We start from the raw sequence: 17060 nt of genomic DNA on the forward strand, positions 1-17060 counted from the left end.
CCTAATTTGGCGAGATCAGGCAGGCTGGGCGGCTGACTAAGATCGCTGAGTATCGCTTTCCTAATCATAGCAAGCTTTTCTGCGTCAGCTTTGTTAACCGGGCTATGTCCGGTAGATTGGCGGTTGTGCAGTTGGTTAAAAACATCATAGAGCAGCGTTTCCGCTTTAAGCCGGTAGTAAAAGCCGGCTAAACCTTTTTCTGACTGTGGCTCTGACAACTGTTTGAGAGTCATCTGTGTTTCTGTCCCCATACTTTCATAAAAAAGAAAGGATTCTTTGGGGTTTACAATGGTATCGATCAAATGATCAGGACGATTGAGTTCCAATAACCCCTTGAGGCGCGTGGCACTCAATCCGATCACCGTAAAATAGATCTCAGTATGGGCCGGAAAAGTGATCAAAGAATCTATATTATTGGATGCGATCTGGATAGCCATATCGTTATAACGGCTAAAATGATGTTGTTCCTGATCGTCCGTAATTAAGCTAACCGGCTCTTCATTATTATAGAAAATTACGCTGATGAAGCTTGCAGGTTCTGTCGAACCTACCCGTTTTAGAATCAGCTCCTGGTTTAGGCGGTAGCGGTGTATCAGCAAGCGGAAGTCGTCATTAAGATCAATGCGGCGTACAAACCCTTCGCCGAGTGATGATGGGATTTGTAGCTCGTTATTCAGCACAGGTACTTTTAAGGCTTCCGCAAAAGCCGTTAAAAAATTAAACTGCGGCTGGGTAACAAACTCTATTAACATAGTTAGTGATCGTTTACTTAGTGCTCATTTGCTTTACAATTCTCTCCCGGTGCTTGATGCCCCAGGCCGACATTTCGTTAATAATAGGCTGGAGCGATTGGCCATATTCGGTAAGGTTATACTCAACGGTAATAGGTTTAGTATCGAGTACCGTCCGCGTAACCAGTCCATTTAACTCCAGCTGCTGCAATTCCTTGGAGAGCATTTTTGCGGCGATGCCGTCAATATTTGCTTTTAGTTCCATAAATCGTTGCTTGCCGAAGCCAAGAGAGCCGATTATCCGGATTTTCCACTTTCCAGACAAAACGTCCATGGTGTCGTTAATTGCCATATGGTGGGCGGTACAACGTACAGGATCAAGGTAGATTTTTTCTTTCATATGCGATGGTAGTTTCTTCATGGAAACCGGTTTCCACCAGTAAACCCATTACAAAAGTAAACCATAGCGGATGTAGATTTGCATATCGTTTTTAAAAATACAATCATGAAAGCAAAAAAAATCACTTATTGGATCACTACCGGCCTCGTTGTCTTGGGAATGCTGGCCAATGTATATAACTATTTCTTCAATGCCGAACTGAAAGTCGCTTTCGCACATTTGGGATTTCCTGATTGGTTTCGTGTCGAGTTGGGAATTGCGAAGCTACTGGGCACATTTGCGATAGCTATTCCGGCGGTTCCTGTGCGTGTTAAGGAATGGGCCTATTTCGGTTTTTCGATCAGTTTTTCTTCCGCGATCCTTGCCCATTACAAGGCCGGCGACCCTGCATTTAATTTGATAGCACCGTTTATGATGCTATTGCTTTTGGTGGTATCGTACATCAGTTACCACAAAGTAAAATTGCAGGTGATTTAACCTGATCCATAAAAAGGCATTGGGTGCCATTTTCTTGTTTACCTTTGCTATATAAACAATGGCCGGTATGAATACAGAAAGTCTTTTGGCTGAAGAACGCGCCGCACTGGACAGCGTGCTTATTGAGATTGTGGGATTAGACGAGCGCCATGTTGTCGAATTCAGGCAGCTTATGTTTAGCAAGCAGTTAAACAAGAAAGACTTCCTGATCACCGAGGGTGCTATCTGCACTTTTATCGGAATTGTGGTTTCAGGAGCTATGCGCTCATTTATACGCGGAGGTGAATCAGATGAATTCAATAACGACTTTTATTTTGAGCACGATTTTGTAAGTGCTTACACCAGTTTCTTAACTTCCATGCCTACAAATTGTAATATCCAGGCCCTGACAGATGTGAATATCGTTTACATTACCGCAGCGCAATATCAGGAATTGCTATCACGGGATAATCAATGGTATAAACTCGGCAAATTCATAGCTGAAACATTTTTTATCAGGAAGTGCAAACGGGAAACCTCATTTTTGAAAAATACGGCGGCTAAAAGGCTTGAAAGTGTACTGCAATTGTATCCGGGAATTGAGCAGCGCGTTTCACAATACCATATAGCTTCTTATTTGGGCGTAAAGCCCGAATCGCTGAGCCGTATCAAACTCTTAACATACATCAATAAATAACAGCCGCCTAAAACGGAGATTTGTACTTCATTAAATATTGAAGTATGCCTAAAATCGAATGGTTTAGGTGGACGATTCACAGTCGCTGTCTTCAGTTGAAAGACCGTCTGAATTCCAGGGGTGATAAGTTGGTTTTGGTTTTAAATAGTTTGCTGAAGGACTGGAGGTGTTCGAATCCGAGGTCGTAAGCGATCTCACTGACGGACAGGTTTGTGGTCGACAGTTTTTGTTTAGCTTTTTCGATCAGTTTTTCGTGGATAAGTTGCTGGGTGTTTTGCCCTGTGAGCACTTTTAGCATACTGCTCAGGTATTTGGCAGATATGTTCAATTCTCCGGCGACGTACGCGACCGTTGGCAGGCCCTGGCAACTGGCTAATAATATTTCCAGGCGTTCGAGGATCTGGTGATTGGCTAATTCCCGGGTGATGAACTGGCGGTGATAAAAGCGATGGGCGTAATTGAGCAGGGTTTCGATGTGCGAGATGATGATGGGCTTGCTGAATTGATCGATGTTGGCATGGTGTTCCTGTTCGATATTTTGAATGAGGGCGGTGATGGTGGCTTCTTCTTTTTCGGAGAGGAACAGCCCTTCATGCAGGGAATAATCCCAGAAATCGTATTGCTTGATGGTTTTGGCTAAGGAGGTGTTCCAGATCAGATCAGGATGGATGTAGATCACCCATCCTGATTTTTCTGCCTGTTTGCCTTTGTCAGCTATACCGATGCTGAATACCTGACCGGGTGCCATGAAGGACATGATGCCTTCATTGAAGTCGAAAGGATGCTGCCCGTATTTGGCCTTGAAGTTGTGCATGCGTTTGACGGAAATTGAATAGAAATCAAAGACCACGTGCTGCATTTCTTCGCTGCGGGAATGGGGCACTGTCCCGACATCCACGACGCTAATAAGTGGATGCTGCGGCGCAGGCAAATCCACATACCTATGAAATTCGCTGATGGTTTTAAAATGTTTCATTGGCTATGATTCTTTTTTCACTTCTAAGACCAGTTTACCCCGAACGTGCCATGTTTCGCTTTCGCGGTGTGCTTCTGCTACCTGTTCGAGCGGATAGACTTTGCTGATCAGCACCTTCACCTGGCCGTCGTCGATCAGTTGCGCGATCTCGGTCAACCAATCCTGTCGCGGCTGATTCACAGCGAGTTCACCGCTTACTTTTTTGGTGGCGGCGGCTTCGGTCATTTGCTCGTTGAACGGAAAATCTGTATTCACACTGACGAAGATACCGCCTTCTTTCAATACGCCCAAGGCTTTGATCCGCTCGTCGTTGTTACGGGTTGGTGATGCTTCCAGTACGACATCCACATTGGTCAAAATTTCTTCAAAGTTTTGGGTCTTGTAATCGATGACTTCATCGGCACCGAGCTGTTTGAGATATTCCAGGTTACTTGTCGAGGCCGTCCCAATTACATAAGCACCCATCGCTTTGGCAAATTGCACGGCGAAACTTCCGACGCCACCTGAGGCGCCCTGGATGAAAATACGCTGTCCTGCTTGCAACTTACCATGCCAAAACATGCCCGTCCAGGCCGTTAGCGCTGCCAATGGCATGCCTGCCGCTTCGTTAAAGCTCAGGCTTTGGGGTTTAAAGGCAAACTGTTTCGCTTTTGCCGCGCAATATTCCGCATAGCTTCCGTTGCCCGGAAAGTTAGGGACACCGTAAACGGCATCTCCTTGGCGAAAGGCAGTCACTTCGCTACCTACCGCTTCTACTGTTCCTGCCGCGTCCCAGCCCAGCGTCATGGGTAAGGTGAGGAAAGACCGCATGCGGATATTGGCGCCGTTCCGGATCGCCCAGTCGACAGGGTTGACGCCGCTGGCGTAGACTTTGACGAGGATCTCATCGGGCGCAGGAATTGGAACCGCTATATTTTCCATTTTCAGGACCTCCGGTCCGCCGAATTCGTTTATTCTGATGCCTTTCATATTTCAACTTTCTTTGCCAACAAAAATGAGAAAGTACGGGACGACAAATTTAGCCAAACTTCGCTTTATGTTAGCCTAAAAGCCGGAGCCAGCTCAGAAGAAAGGTTTATAATTAAATGATTATTCATTTATAATTGCAGTATTATGCGGACAAGAAATATCAATAAACAGGAACTGGTCGGCAGAAAGCCATTAAGATCATTGTTAAAGAGGGACTGGAAGGGTTTACGATCAGTAAACATTCCAGGGCGTGCGGGATCTCCGTCGGTATGCTCAAATAAACACACAAAATAGAAACGACAGCGCAAAAAATGAATATTGAGCAGCGTGTTTCGCAAATATCATATTGCTTCTTAGTTTGGAATAGCTACGTCGTATCAAACTCTTAACATACATCAATAAATAACAGCCGTCTAAAACTGAGATTTGTACTTCATTAAATATTGAAGTATGCCAATAATCGAATTAAAAGTAAGCGGTCAGGAAGATCCAACTTTAGCGCAAGAACTCGCAACGGAAATCAGTCGAATTACCAAAGAGGTTTTAAAGAAAAAGCCCGAAGTTACAGTGCTCACTGTATCATTTGCCCCAGATCATCTTTGGTTCGTTAACTCAGTATCTCTGGCAGAGTTAAAAACAAAAAGTTTCCATCTTAACATCAAAATATCGGATTCGACCAACCTTAAAATTGATAAAGCGGATTATATTCAGGCTGTACACAAATCCTTAACCTCCTTGTTGGGAAGTATCCATCCGGTAAGTTATACTGCCATTCAGGAAATGAAAGCAGATGCCTATGGTTACGAAGGTTTAACGATAGAGTATAAATATATTAATAACCAAAAGAAAAGTGACAGCATTCCCGCTCAGGCCGTTTGAAATCAATATCACCTATAATCTATAGCAAATGAAAAATATAATATTGCTGTCCATTTTAATTTTAATAACCGCCCAATACAGTTATGCGCAACAAAAAACAGATAACAGGAAAGAGATCATTTCCATTATAAATAACTACAGTAAAAGTGTCATCGAAAAAGACTCTGTTGCATTTTATAGTTTATTTAATGATGGTCCCGTTACCTGGTGTGCGGCACTCAAAGACAGATCCCAGGCCAGAGAATTTAAGAAAAACGGTATTAAATCTGTGCGAAGGAATTATTTTTCCGGAAGTTACGAGGGTTTCATGCGGTCGTTATTCAGGTATAAGTCAACCGAAGATAAATTTGATCATATCCGAATAATCGAAGATGGGACTGTAGCGTCGGTAAGTATGGATTACAGCTTTTGGGCGGATAATAAAATGACTAATTGGGGTGGTAAATACCTGTTGCTGATCAAACGGGAGGGAAAATGGAAGATAACAAGCGTTATCTATTCCTTAGAACTAACCGACTATTTTGAACAACCCACGCTTAAAGAAAGACAAAAGCGTTCGTAATCAGGTCAGCAATTTAGATTCTATTATCAAACGGCTTTTAAATTGTTTAGGCTTTAGTTGATGATGCCGTTCAAATACTCTGGCAAAATGGCTAAGATTGGTAAAACCCAGTTTATAAGCAGTTTCAGATACAGATAGGTTGCTGAGGAGGCTGGCTGCCTGTATCATTCTCATAGACTGATAGTATTGATGAATGCTTTGTCCAAAGATCTGCATAAAGAGCTTTTGTAATTTGGTTAATCCTAAGCCCGACAAAATAGCGAGTTCCGGGAGCATCGGACAACTATTTAAATTCTTTAGCAGCGCCAAACGGACAATATGAATTTTTTCGGCATCATCCTGTTTAACATTTACCGGAGCGATGACTGGGCGTTTAAATAAGTTTTCAAAAAGATGATAGATCAACTCCTGTGCTTTTGCTTTGTAAAGTAACTTTGGTAGTTCTGTTGCGCTATTAATCCTGATAATTTGCTTTATAACATTGGCCATTTCGGGGAAAATGAAATCGTAAACTACAAATGACGGATGGGTTTTGACTAAATTTAAAATTGTGGCGCGACTTTCAGAGTTGAGTAACCCGGTTAAGTAGGTACGCGAAGTGCCGATGATCAGAAAGTTGATCTGTTTGTATGCAGGAATCTTTAGTTCAGTATTAAAATTACACGTTCCAACCTCTACTTCAAACCCTGTTGATTTATCGAAGAACGGATCATGTCGTTGCTGATTGTATTTTGATAAGAATTTAGAATGGTCAAATTTTAGCGTAATACTTTCGGTGCTTGCAATAGCTTGCCGCCTTAGAACAAGATCATGATTTAATTTATAATTATGAATAAACATTACCATGCCATCCAGGCTGATGTGCTGGATGTACCCGTCTCCCAACCATTGTGGCAGATATACTTTTTCGCCTTCCACAATAGTGTCAAAATGTTTGGCGAATGCTGTCAGAAAATGAAAATTTTTGATGACTTGAAATTCAAATTCTACAGTCATCAACGGTTCGGGTTTTACCATTATCAAATGTAACGTGTCGTTATGATAGCAAGAACAATGACTCGAATAAATATAATAAATCAAAAGTATCAAATTGCGATTAATCGGACTATTTTTTTAAAAAAACGACCTGTAAATTTTTCTTTTTTCACGACGTTGCTGGCGGTCATATTTGCGACTAAATGGACTGTTTTTTTGAATTTCGTCCATATAACGGCATTTCCGACTGATATTTTGTCTTGCCAAACCCTCTTAGTTGGCCTAATTTTAAGGTGGACAATAGGAATTTGTTAATATTATTTACCACATAAAAACATCACTATGGAAAATTCAAAACTATCGCCGATAACGGTTGATCCTAAAGGCGGAGAAATATTATCAGTCGTGGGCGATAACTATCGAGTACTTGTTTCAGGTAAGCAAACTAATGGTGCATTCGCTACTATCGACATGCTGATACCTCCCCAAAGTGGCCCGGGGCCTCATTCTCATGCCAATTTCTATGAATCTTTTTACATCGTAGACGGCGAGGTGGAAGTTCATTCTGAAGCTGGATCTTACACTGCGACAAAGGGTTCCTTTGTAGTCATACCCGAAGGCGGTGTAGTGCATTACTTTAAAAATGTAAGTGATCAATTAGCTCATTTACTTTGTACAGTTGTCCCGGCCGGGTTGGAAGAATTTTTTGAAGAGATAGGTGAACCTGTGGCTGCCGGTGAATTTCTTCCACCGCCGCCTTTAGACGCTGAATCCATTAAAAAACTGCAGGCCATCGCGGAAAAACACGGGCAAATCGTGTATCCTCCAAACTACCTTGACAAAAAGTAGCGTATTCGAAAAAAACCATCAAACAGAAACCATGAAACATTTTAAAAAAGACGACACGATCATTTTACTCATCGATCACCAGGTAGGAACGATTACCATGGCTACCAACCGGCCAAAGGAAATGATCATCAGCCGCGCTAAAGCATTGGCTAAGATCGGCAAGGCGCTTGGTATGCCTATCGTGCTTACTACGAGCATGGAAGACCACATTCAGGGACAAACTGTCCCTGAATTACAGGAGATATTGCCGGAAGAATATGCGAACAGGGTAAAAAGAAGCGGGATCACCAATGCCTGGGATGACCAGAATTTCAAAGAAGCAGTTTTAAAAGCAGCGAATGGACGTAAGAACGTTATTATGGCCGGGCTGACCAATGATGTTTGCATCGTATATCCATCGATCTCAATGGTAGAAGAAGGTTTTGATGTACAGGTTGTCATAGATGCGGGAGGTTCTCCGACGGAGATCGCCGATGATGTTGCCAGAGCGACCTGGGAAAAACACGGGGTTCGCACCAACGTGATCAACCAGTTAATTACCGAATTGACTGACAGATGGGAAAGCGAAGACGGCGGAAAGCTTATGCAAATCCTACTGTCTGATATCATTCCTACCTTCGGACAGTTTAAATAGTAAACGTTAAAAAAAGCCGGGCCGAGTTTCCCGGCTTTTTTGATACTCAAGGCTGTTTTAATGGGCAAATAGTCGCTTACAATTTAGTGATCTAAGTCATTTCGGATGTCTGTTTAGGGATCAATATCAATAAAAAACAAAATATACATCTGGCGGATCGGACTATTTTTCAGGCTTGACGCGCTATTTTAACTTCGGCTCCCTGCCGACCTTTGACCTATCATTTAGAAACAAAAGATATTCAAACATTAAAATCTAATCAAATGGCACTTTCCGAAGAAGTATTACAAACAATAGCCTATGCAGAGGCACACGGCTATGATAAATTGAACCTGTTGCCCCCGCAACAAACCAGGGACATGATGAAACATGCACCTGCAAACCCAAACCCGACAGCGGTTGGCGAAGTGATCAATACGATCATAGCAAAAGACCAGATTCCGGTAAGGATTTATATTCCTAAAGGAAACGGGCCCTTCCCGGTAATATCTTATTTTCATGGGGGTGGCTTTGTGCTGTTGAGTTTAGATACACATGACGAGATTTGCCGCCAGCTGTGCGCTAATACCGGTGCCGTAGTCATGTCGGTTGACTATAAACAGGCACCGGAGCATCCCTATCCTGAAGGGCCGGAAAGCGCTGTTACTGCTACGCTTTGGATGATTGAAAACGCTAAAAACTATAAAGGCATTGGCGACAAAATGGCTGTTGCCGGCGATAGTGCTGGCGGTTATATGGCGCTGTATGTCGCACAAAAACTGACAACCGCCGGGGTTACGCTAAAAGCCCAGTTTGCAACTTACCCCGTGACAGATCACTATTCATCACATCATCCTTCATGGGAAGAAAACAAGGAAGGGTATGTGTTGACCGCTGAAATGATGAAGTGGTTTTGGGATAATTATCTAACCGATCCGGCTAAATTCGATGAGGCGTCGCCTCTAAGGACGGATGATCTTTCGGGTTTACCACCAGCATTGATCATGACAGCAAACTATGATACCCTGAGAGACGAAGGGAAAGCCTATGCCGATAAGCTGCAAAAGGCAGGTGTACCTACAATTTATCAAAATTACGAAAACGTCCATGGATTTTTCGGGACAGGATCAATAGGACAACAAGCGATGCAGGAGGCCAGCAACTTTTTAAAGGATAAATTAAATAGTTAATCATGTTGCAAATCATTTCAAATCAGCAAAAGATCGTAAAGAAAAATGGTGGGTTCGGCATCGAAATACTTTTCCCCGGTAAGGGGATCGGCTCTGAAGATTCGGGTATCAGTACCATTGGTAGGATTGACCAAGCCAAAGTAACACCCGGCACACTGGTGCCTATGCACCCACATAAAGATGATGAAATACTTACCTATTTGCGAAGTGGCGTAGTTGAACATAAGGACACCGAAGGGAACATTGAGGTCATTACGAATAAACGACTAATGATGATGAATGCCGGTGCGCAATTCCAGCATGAAGAACTCGTTTTGCCGGAGGGTGGCGTGCTGACTGCCTTACAGATATTTATTCGTCCGGAAATTGCCGGCATGAAACCTCAGGTACAGTTTAATGAGTTTCCCGATGTGGTAAGTTTGAATGAATGGCGCGCGGTCGCTGGTAAGGGCGATGATTTCCCGCTACAGATCAGGAGCAATACCTGGATCTATGATATGAAATTGGAACAGGAGAACCAGCGATCACTGCCGGTTTTGCCATTAAAAGAAGCTACCTGCCTGGTCTATGTATTCGACGGATCGCTTACGGTTAACGAAACTACCCTTCTTCAAAAAGGAGAAAGCGTGGTGATCGAAAATGAGGAGATCCTGCTTAAAGCTGCCGAGGATTGCAATATCGTACTATTCGTAACTGATGTGAATGCTCCGGTATTTAAAGAAGGAATGTACAGTGGCAACATGAACAGAACAAAATGAAAAAGATAATTTATACCAAATTCGGGGGTCCGGAAGTATTGCAAATAGCAGAGGTCCCTATTCCTGCCGTTCAGGAAACAACAGTGTTGATCAAAGTTAAAGCGGTATCCCTTAACCCGCTGGACTGGAAAATACGCAATGGGGAAATGAAATTAATGTCAGGCAGTAAATTCCCGAAAGGCATGGGTATCGATTTTTCGGGCATTGTGGAAGAGACCGGCACAGCGGTAACTCAATATAAAAAAGGTGATGAGGTATATGGGATACTCGATGTGTTTAAAGGGAAAGCCTTATCTGAATATATTATCGCGGCGGAAAAAGATGTAGCCATCAAGCCTCGTAATATTTCATTCGAACAGGCTGCCGCCATGCCCGTTGTAGGGTCTGCCGCGTTGCAGATATTTAAAACTTTGGTAAGCCTGAAAAAAGGCACTGAAATTTTGATCAACGGTGCTTCAGGCGGTATAGGAATGTTCGCTACGCAGATCGCGAAAACACAAGGCGCGGTAGTCACTACCGTGGTTGGCGATATCGGGGTAAAGGCGGTTAAAGATTGGGGTGCGGACTTTGTTGTCAATTACAATAACGAAGATGTTTTGAAGGGTGGCAAACAATATGATATTGTAATTGACCTGTCAGGTAAAATGCCTTTTAGCAAAGCAAAACAGATCATGAAGCATTCATCCGCTTATGTACATACCGCTCCTGGACCAAAAGAAATCATCAGCTCTTTTTTCATCAACTTGTTTTCCAGTAGGAAGTATAAGTTACTTATGCTTAAACCTTCCCCGGAATACCTGACCGAACTTAGAGGTTATGTTGAAAACGGGTTCAAGATCGTCGTGAGTAAGGTTTATCCTTTCCAATCATTTGAAAAAGCTTACACTGAAGTTTCCAATGGTAAATTTATTGGTAAAGCAGTGATCACAATGGACGATTTAAATAATAAATAAACGCAATATATCATGCTACAGAAGACAAATATGAACTGGGTGAAGTTAGTGATAGGGATCGTCCTGAGCACTGTGCTTTCCTTAAGTGTCCATGCGATAATGCTTCAGGAAATGAATGTTCCCTTTCCTGAACTATCGGTCATTACCACTCCGTACAAGTTCATCATCCGTATATTTTCGGTGTTTGGTTTATTGCTTTTTTGGCAGTTAGCGTATAAGAAAATCCATGGCTCTTTTGTGAAAAAATGGGCGATCCTGTTTTTGATTGATGCGATGTTGACCGAATCTCTTTTCAGAGGTCCGTTTATGGACGGGTATTGCACGAATTCGCTTGGCTTTATGCGTGCTCTATAAATTTTTAGCCGCCATCGCGCTGGCCACTGTATTTATGTTTGCTATTAATCCACTCATGGGCGCAGCCTGGAAGCCGGTAATGGAAAAAATTTCGTATCTCGCGCCAACCGGCGAATGGTGTAAGTTACCCTATGGCCCGGACGTTTTAATACCTGCATACATCAGTTTCATCGAGCCTGTTTTGGCTTGCATGGCAATGGCGATGTTAATATTGAATCAACTTGCTCCTTTTAAATGGTTAAGATTATTGCTGTTCGCTTTACTTGTAGTAACCGTTAATTATCAACTGTTAATGCCTTTGTTTTATGTAGCATTGCACAAAGGGCCCTTTATTTCCAACCTGGCAAGCGAGGGCCAATTTGCTTTGGAAGCTATCGTTTTGGCGATTACAACAGGTTTCACCTGGCAATGGAGTTCGTTAGTTAGGTCAACATCAGGAATAGACTAAAAAAGTAAAGAGATCGCAGGTAAAAGGGGTTGTCCTACCTTTACTTTCGTATTTCACAAGGAAAAATGCAAAGTACCATCGACATGACACAAAACGAAATTGAATACAGCGTAAACAAACCAGTGCCGGCATTGGTTGACTTTGTAGAAAGTTTTTGGATGCTGACCAATCATTCAGAAACCGGCGTATGAATTACAGCCGTTGGCCCATAGCTTTCTCGCAGGTAAAGCAGCTTTAAATTATAAACAATGTTATCTTTTCATTGACGGTATTGACGCGATTGCCCGGATGTTGTTGACGGGTGACGAGCGTTTGAAGGAAGAAATTTTCCGGGTGGTGAAATCGAAGTCGGAACGGTTCCAGTCTTTTACGGAATTTGAAACTTATTATTTAGGACATGCTTCGAATCTATTGCGGCAAGTGCGCGAGTTTTGCAGCCAGGACGAAAACTATATGCGGTTTTATGAGCAGCTATTCAGTAGGGGGAAAGATCATTTGACTTACGCAAATTGGCGAAAGGCGCTGAATGTGTTAGGGGAATAAATAATCCCCTGCTTTTCGGGCAGGGGATTGTAAGGGTTAAGGCTGTAATTTGGGCAGCTCGATATGGGCGAAAATAGTCCTGGTCGCAGGTGTTATCACAACATTGTTTTTCATTTCTTCCCGTCGCATGTAGCGGATGACACTTGCTTGTACATTGTCAACAATGCTCCAGTCTTTGGAAATATAAATATCGGTCGTTTTGCGGCCGTGTTCCACATGGTTGAGTGCTTCAGCAATATCATCTTTGGTCATATGACATTTGTTTCGGGCTGTTGATCCAAAAGTGTGGCGCAGTTTATAGTATTGTAACCGGGGTATGCCGGTTGATCTGGATAGCATTTCCATACCTTTTGATAAGGATTTATTGAGAGTACCAATACAACTGTACCTTTCTGGTAAGCCGGCTGCAAATTCGATGAGTTCAAAGGCCTCATAAGGTACTTTGATACTTATAAATGCTTTATCTTTTCTTTTACCCCTGGTTTTGGAACGGTTATACTCAATCCGGCCATCTTTGATCTGATATTGTTTCTTGAACAGATCAACCGCATTCATACCGCATAAATAAAATGATAGCATGGACAATTTATGCGCTAATTCAGCGCGGCCCCCAGGTTCCGTTCGGCTGTTCTTAAAAGTGATCAGATCAGTAATGGCTAATCCCCGCTTTTCAGTTTGCGGCGGGTCTACAATTTTCGGCAAATGGATTATACGCTATTAAAATAATCTCAACAGACGGTTTGTTATAAAAGATCATTGCTGCGGAAAACAAACCCTGAAAATCCCTTAAATACCAATGCACGCTGGCATCACCAAGCCCTTTGCCGCGCTTTATTGCTTCCCGGCCGAACTGATCTTTCCGCTTTAATTCCTTGGGGGCACGCAGGTAATGTTCAAAGGAACGAATGAACGTCAAAGTGATATTTTCAACGGGCAACGGATTTGATTTTAAAAAATCGATCAGGTGATTTTTTACTGTCCTGAAATTAGCCGCGCTCTTAGACTGATCATTTGAGTCCAGAAAATTAATATGTTCATCCGCAAATTTGATAAAGTCGATGACTTTATCTTTTGAAAGCAGGTGGTCTTTTAGATCCTGGGCGGAGAATAGTTTTAGTTGCTTACCCAATCTTCCTACCGTGAGCCGGTAATCGTCCAGTGTCTTGTTAAGTAAAGCGTTGATGAAAACATCCTTGATCTTATAGTCGCTGGTTAGTTTTTTACCGGTAACATAATGATCCGTGTCGATGAAGACACGCTCGTCGTTGTGATAGATACAAATTTTAACGTTGTAAGTACCATCTGCTTTTTTGTGGTGCTTAAAAACTTTAGGGCTGATAGTGGCCATAACTCAATGATTTAGCCACGAAAGACTGTTACAGTTCTGGTACAGTTTTTCGTGAAGTTTAACAAAAAACTATGCGAAACTGAAATATTGATGCTATAGCCCCGGATTTGTCAGATAAGTGAAATTCCCTGTAGAAAGGTGGGAATTATGCGAAAATCGCATCAAAACAGCCATGTTATTGAAAAGAAAAAGGCAAGCGACCGTTTTACCGTGCTTGCCTTTATGCTCCCCAGAGTGGACACAATTCGAACCGCTTAGTGGAGCAATTGAAGCTTTTAAACGATTTAGAGGTAACTTGAAGGTATTCCTTTACTTAGGTATTTTGGGGCTACGGCTTCAACCACCGAGTTACAAAAGGTAATATTTACGGATTAATTACATGTCAATCTTCATCAGTTCGTCCTTTTGTGGCCCAAATCGCTTTTCATGTCAAAACATGGTGTAAATAATCAGGCACATCTCCATTAAATAGTTTTACCTAACTTAGTATATGCGAATATTTGATGCTTCAGCTTCTGTAACCCAATTAAAATCTGCTGCGATAACAGATACCATTCAGAATGACGCAGACATTTTTCATATTCTGGACCTGAGCGTAGCTAATAACCCGTTTTTTTCCTTTGATTATAATCGAAAAATATTTCACACGACCACCTTATTACAAGGGGAATACCGACTTGAATTTGAAGATAGAAATATTGATATTTCGGGCAACTCATTACTTTTCACTACTACCAAAATTCCTTTTGGAATACACGCGATTGGTTTGGGATACGCCGGGATCAGTTGCGTGTTTAAAGAAGAGTTTATCACTAAAGCTAACAGCGGTTATCGTTTACTTGAATTCCCGATCTATAAACCAGGCAGACAGAACATCTATTCGCTCACAGATGAGCAAACGAAACATTTTATTGATATCTACAATAAAATATTTGACGAGGCAAAAGCCAATAGCGCATTCAAAAACAATCTGCAACGCACTTATTTACTTGAAATTATTTTTAATGCACAAAAACTCGCTTCGGTTAGCTCATTCGTAAAAACAAATAATACGACTGAAGTTATCGCCTGTTCCTTTATAAGATTATTAGAATCGCAGTTTCCCATTGAATCTCCCCAGAATACGATCAAATTAAAAACTTCAAAAGAGTTCGCGGACAGTCTGTCACTCCATCCCAATTATTTAAACCGACAGGTAAAATTAGCCAAAGGAAGAACCGTAAGTGAAATCATCGCAGCAAGGCTTGTTCAGGAGGCGAAGATCTTATTAAAATTAACGAACTGGAACATTGCGGAGATCTCCTTTGCACTCGGTTTTGAGGAGCCGTCACATTTCAATTTGTTTTTTAAAAAACATGCAAACGGTTCTCCTACAGATTACAGGAAATTACAAAAAGAATAGTTTGCTCTTTCAAAGAGCTGAGATAAATAAGTTTGATTTTAGTAAGGATCGGTTTTATTTACGCTAACTCCGGCTATGCTATCGCTCTACCTTTGCATTAATATAAAAATTAATTTATCAAAATGACAAAGATAGCATTAGTGACCGGTGCCAATAAAGGCATTGGTTTTGAAACAGCAAAACAACTTGCACAACATAACATTAAAGTTTTATTAGGGGCAAGAAATGAAACAGAAGGTAAAAAGGCTGAAGAAATTTTAAGGAGATTATCGTTAGATGTTACCTACGTAAAACTGGACATCAGTAATTCGGCAGATATCGAAAATGTTAAAAGTTATATTGAAAGTGAGTATGGCGTATTGGACATCCTGGTCAACAACGCAGCCGCATTTCTAGACGGCGAATGGTTCGGAAACAACACGGAAACCGTTACATTACAAACCCTACGAGATACGTTCGACATTAATTATTTTGGGACCGTGGAACTGACCCAGGCATTATTGCCGGCGATCAAAAAAAGCGAGGCGGGGCGTATTGTAAACATCAGCAGCGTTTCTGGTTCCTTTGGGGTTCATCTGGATGAAGCGCATTGGCTTTACGCTTTAAAACCATATGCTTACAGTGCATCAAAAACAGCCTTAAACCAATTTACAGTTTTTCTGGCCCACGCACTTCGTGACACTAAAATAAAAGTAAACGCAGCAAATCCTGGCTGGGTTAAAACATCTATTGGCTCAGATCAGGCCCCACTTACACCTGAAGACGGTGCGAAAACAGGCGTAGCATTAGCCCTGCTGGATGACAATGGACCGACGGGTACTTTTTCGGAGGCAGGAGAGATTTTACCTTGGTAAATACCGAGCATATTTTATACGGGAAATAGGAAGTTACTTATTTGAACTATGCCGGTTAATCTACCCGGATATTTCAGAGCCGTAAAAACATGAATGGCATGCCCCCGCGTGCTGTTCATATTTACATCAGTAAATAGATCATCATGTTATTTTGAACTTTCCTCCAACTCTTTCTGCTGTTTTTTAGTCAACCCTGCAACAACCAAATCATACGAATCCCGTACTAAAGACTCAATTTTGCTTTTTGGAACATCCTTATTAAAATAAACACTTATCCAGTGCTCTTTATTCATATGATAGCCTGGGGTGATCCCTTCATACTCGTCCTGAAGTCGTTTTGATTCTCCCGGGTCGCATTTCAGGTCACAAAAATCAAACGCTTCGATATTAACAAAACAAAACCATTTATCCATGACGCTGAAAGTTAATATGTTTTTATCATAGTCAGCGGTTGCTTTGTTAAAGGGCATTTTATCATGAGCACCTTTGAATGACAAACAGTATGCTCTAAATTCTTCGATATTCATTGCGGTAAATTCTTCTTTGAAATTTATTCTAGTGGGACAAAAATGTTGTAATGCCATCCAATCCTAAATTAGGTAATGTTTTTCTTGCCTTTAAATATTAATAAGGATTAAAGCATCACTTTTCCGGACAATTAAAACTATACAGTTTTTTCAGAATGAAAATTATTTCTAAATTCCTTTGGTGTCATACCGGTGTATTTGCGGAACATACGCACAAAATAAGACGGCGTTTCGATATGAAGTTTATCACTGATCTCTGCAATAGATAAATCAGTGTATCTGAGTAAATTTTGGGATTCGCGGATTGTCTTATTTAATATGTATCTTTTGGCTGATGATCCCAAAACCTCTTTTGCTATTTTATTCAGGTAGTTGGTTGTAATAAATAGCTTATCCGCGTAAAATGGAAGATCACGTTTGGTCATAAAATTAGCACCCACCAAACTGGTAAACGATTCAATATACCGGTTTATGATTATGATTTTTTTTTGTTCTGAATTCTTAAGGGCTTTCAATTCGCAATTTCCCAGTAGGCTTAAAATAAGGTACAGCAAAGCCCTTAAAATATCTATGTTG

The 17060-nt window shown here is 41.6% G+C and carries 24 protein-coding genes; 15 read left to right on the top strand and 9 right to left on the bottom strand.

Translation table 11 applies throughout. From position 1 onward, the window contains the following. Together ABIN91_RS09390 and ABIN91_RS09395 are read right to left on the bottom strand one after the other, a co-directional pair. The coding region (locus tag ABIN91_RS09390; protein ID WP_348050833.1) for an AraC family transcriptional regulator at positions 1 to 752 on the bottom strand (752 nt) is incomplete at its 3' end. Positions 753 to 765: 13 nt separating this feature from the next. After that, positions 766 to 1152: a helix-turn-helix domain-containing protein gene (locus ABIN91_RS09395; protein ID WP_348050834.1), complete on the bottom strand. Its 387-nt coding sequence runs from the start codon at positions 1150 to 1152 to the stop codon at positions 766 to 768. Positions 1153 to 1236: 84 nt separating this feature from the next. On the opposite strand from ABIN91_RS09395, the gene ABIN91_RS09400 reads away from it, so the two are divergent. Beyond that, a complete protein-coding gene (locus ABIN91_RS09400; RefSeq protein WP_348050835.1) occupies positions 1237 to 1608 on the top strand; it encodes a DoxX family protein in 372 nt (123 codons plus the stop codon). Positions 1609 to 1675: 67 nt separating this feature from the next. Beyond that, positions 1676 to 2284 carry a Crp/Fnr family transcriptional regulator gene (locus tag ABIN91_RS09405; RefSeq protein WP_348050836.1) on the top strand — a complete coding sequence of 203 codons (609 nt, stop codon included), beginning with the start codon at positions 1676 to 1678 and terminating at the stop codon, positions 2282 to 2284. 91 nt (positions 2285 to 2375) lie between these two features. Here ABIN91_RS09405 and ABIN91_RS09410 read toward each other — a convergent pair whose 3' ends face one another. Both ABIN91_RS09410 and ABIN91_RS09415 read right to left on the bottom strand, forming a co-directional pair. After that, positions 2376 to 3098 carry a helix-turn-helix transcriptional regulator gene (locus tag ABIN91_RS09410; protein WP_348050837.1) on the bottom strand — a complete coding sequence of 241 codons (723 nt, stop codon included), beginning with the start codon at positions 3096 to 3098 and terminating at the stop codon, positions 2376 to 2378. A gap of 165 nt (positions 3099 to 3263) precedes the next feature. Further along, positions 3264 to 4229, bottom strand: coding sequence for an NADP-dependent oxidoreductase (locus ABIN91_RS09415; RefSeq protein WP_348050838.1), 966 nt, complete (start codon positions 4227 to 4229; stop codon positions 3264 to 3266). Between the two features lie 450 nt (positions 4230 to 4679). Between ABIN91_RS09415 and ABIN91_RS09420 the strand changes: the two genes are divergently transcribed. Together ABIN91_RS09420 and ABIN91_RS09425 are read left to right on the top strand one after the other, a co-directional pair. Then, complete coding sequence (locus tag ABIN91_RS09420; RefSeq protein WP_348050839.1) at positions 4680 to 5108, top strand: 4-oxalocrotonate tautomerase; 429 nt, start codon at positions 4680 to 4682, stop codon at positions 5106 to 5108. 28 nt (positions 5109 to 5136) lie between these two features. Continuing rightward, a complete protein-coding gene (locus ABIN91_RS09425) occupies positions 5137 to 5670 on the top strand; it encodes a hypothetical protein (RefSeq protein WP_348050840.1) in 534 nt (177 codons plus the stop codon). Here the strand turns inward: ABIN91_RS09425 and ABIN91_RS09430 are convergent, their stop codons facing one another. Continuing rightward, the gene (locus ABIN91_RS09430) at positions 5671 to 6687 is read right to left on the bottom strand and encodes an AraC family transcriptional regulator (RefSeq protein WP_348050841.1); all 1017 of its coding nucleotides are present in this window, start codon (positions 6685 to 6687) and stop codon (positions 5671 to 5673) included. It abuts the gene before it with no gap. Positions 6688 to 6987: 300 nt separating this feature from the next. Between ABIN91_RS09430 and ABIN91_RS09435 the strand changes: the two genes are divergently transcribed. From ABIN91_RS09435 to ABIN91_RS09475, 9 genes are all read left to right on the top strand, one after another. Continuing rightward, positions 6988 to 7494: a cupin domain-containing protein gene (locus ABIN91_RS09435; protein ID WP_348050842.1), complete on the top strand. Its 507-nt coding sequence runs from the start codon at positions 6988 to 6990 to the stop codon at positions 7492 to 7494. Further along, positions 7481 to 8128, top strand: a complete 648-nt coding sequence (locus ABIN91_RS09440; RefSeq protein WP_348050843.1) for an isochorismatase family protein — start codon at positions 7481 to 7483, stop codon at positions 8126 to 8128. Before ABIN91_RS09435 ends, ABIN91_RS09440 begins: the two co-directional genes overlap by 14 nt. Before the next feature lie 263 nt (positions 8129 to 8391). After that, complete coding sequence (locus tag ABIN91_RS09445; protein WP_348050844.1) at positions 8392 to 9297, top strand: alpha/beta hydrolase; 906 nt, start codon at positions 8392 to 8394, stop codon at positions 9295 to 9297. A gap of 2 nt (positions 9298 to 9299) precedes the next feature. After that, positions 9300 to 10055, top strand: a complete 756-nt coding sequence (locus ABIN91_RS09450) for a pirin family protein (RefSeq protein WP_348050845.1) — start codon at positions 9300 to 9302, stop codon at positions 10053 to 10055. After that, complete coding sequence (locus ABIN91_RS09455; RefSeq protein WP_348050846.1) at positions 10052 to 11008, top strand: NAD(P)-dependent alcohol dehydrogenase; 957 nt, start codon at positions 10052 to 10054, stop codon at positions 11006 to 11008. Before ABIN91_RS09450 ends, ABIN91_RS09455 begins: the two co-directional genes overlap by 4 nt. 12 nt (positions 11009 to 11020) lie before the next feature. Beyond that, positions 11021 to 11362, top strand: coding sequence for a hypothetical protein (locus tag ABIN91_RS09460; RefSeq protein ID WP_348050847.1), 342 nt, complete (start codon positions 11021 to 11023; stop codon positions 11360 to 11362). Continuing rightward, positions 11352 to 11810 (top strand): hypothetical protein, encoded by a 459-nt coding sequence (locus ABIN91_RS09465; protein ID WP_348050848.1) that lies wholly within the window; start codon positions 11352 to 11354, stop codon positions 11808 to 11810. Before ABIN91_RS09460 ends, ABIN91_RS09465 begins: the two co-directional genes overlap by 11 nt. A gap of 65 nt (positions 11811 to 11875) precedes the next feature. Beyond that, positions 11876 to 12001, top strand: a complete 126-nt coding sequence (locus ABIN91_RS09470; protein ID WP_348050849.1) for a hypothetical protein — start codon at positions 11876 to 11878, stop codon at positions 11999 to 12001. A gap of 10 nt (positions 12002 to 12011) precedes the next feature. After that, complete coding sequence (locus ABIN91_RS09475; protein WP_348050850.1) at positions 12012 to 12353, top strand: hypothetical protein; 342 nt, start codon at positions 12012 to 12014, stop codon at positions 12351 to 12353. 36 nt (positions 12354 to 12389) lie between these two features. Here ABIN91_RS09475 and ABIN91_RS09480 read toward each other — a convergent pair whose 3' ends face one another. Both ABIN91_RS09480 and ABIN91_RS09485 read right to left on the bottom strand, forming a co-directional pair. Continuing rightward, on the bottom strand, positions 12390 to 13055 hold the full coding sequence (locus ABIN91_RS09480) for a hypothetical protein (RefSeq protein ID WP_348050851.1): 666 nt from the start codon (positions 13053 to 13055) through the stop codon (positions 12390 to 12392). Next, positions 13024 to 13701, bottom strand: a complete 678-nt coding sequence (locus ABIN91_RS09485; protein ID WP_348050852.1) for a phage integrase SAM-like domain-containing protein — start codon at positions 13699 to 13701, stop codon at positions 13024 to 13026. The genes ABIN91_RS09480 and ABIN91_RS09485 overlap by 32 nt, the downstream gene beginning before the upstream one ends. A gap of 490 nt (positions 13702 to 14191) precedes the next feature. Here ABIN91_RS09485 and ABIN91_RS09490 point away from each other — a divergent pair, with 490 nt between their 5' ends. Both ABIN91_RS09490 and ABIN91_RS09495 read left to right on the top strand, forming a co-directional pair. After that, complete coding sequence (locus tag ABIN91_RS09490; RefSeq protein WP_348050853.1) at positions 14192 to 15103, top strand: helix-turn-helix transcriptional regulator; 912 nt, start codon at positions 14192 to 14194, stop codon at positions 15101 to 15103. 122 nt (positions 15104 to 15225) lie between these two features. Further along, positions 15226 to 15957, top strand: coding sequence for an SDR family oxidoreductase (locus ABIN91_RS09495; protein ID WP_348050854.1), 732 nt, complete (start codon positions 15226 to 15228; stop codon positions 15955 to 15957). 146 nt (positions 15958 to 16103) lie between these two features. On the opposite strand, the gene ABIN91_RS09500 is transcribed toward ABIN91_RS09495, so the two are convergent. Both ABIN91_RS09500 and ABIN91_RS09505 read right to left on the bottom strand, forming a co-directional pair. Further along, positions 16104 to 16484: an MmcQ/YjbR family DNA-binding protein gene (locus tag ABIN91_RS09500; RefSeq protein ID WP_348050855.1), complete on the bottom strand. Its 381-nt coding sequence runs from the start codon at positions 16482 to 16484 to the stop codon at positions 16104 to 16106. A 137-nt stretch (positions 16485 to 16621) separates the two neighbouring features. After that, positions 16622 to 17060 (bottom strand): AraC family transcriptional regulator (locus ABIN91_RS09505; protein WP_348050856.1); only part of this gene is annotated, 439 nt, incomplete at its 5' end.

The sequence above is a fragment of the Mucilaginibacter sp. genome (genome assembly GCF_039921305.1).
Lineage (GTDB): Bacteria > Bacteroidota > Bacteroidia > Sphingobacteriales > Sphingobacteriaceae > Mucilaginibacter.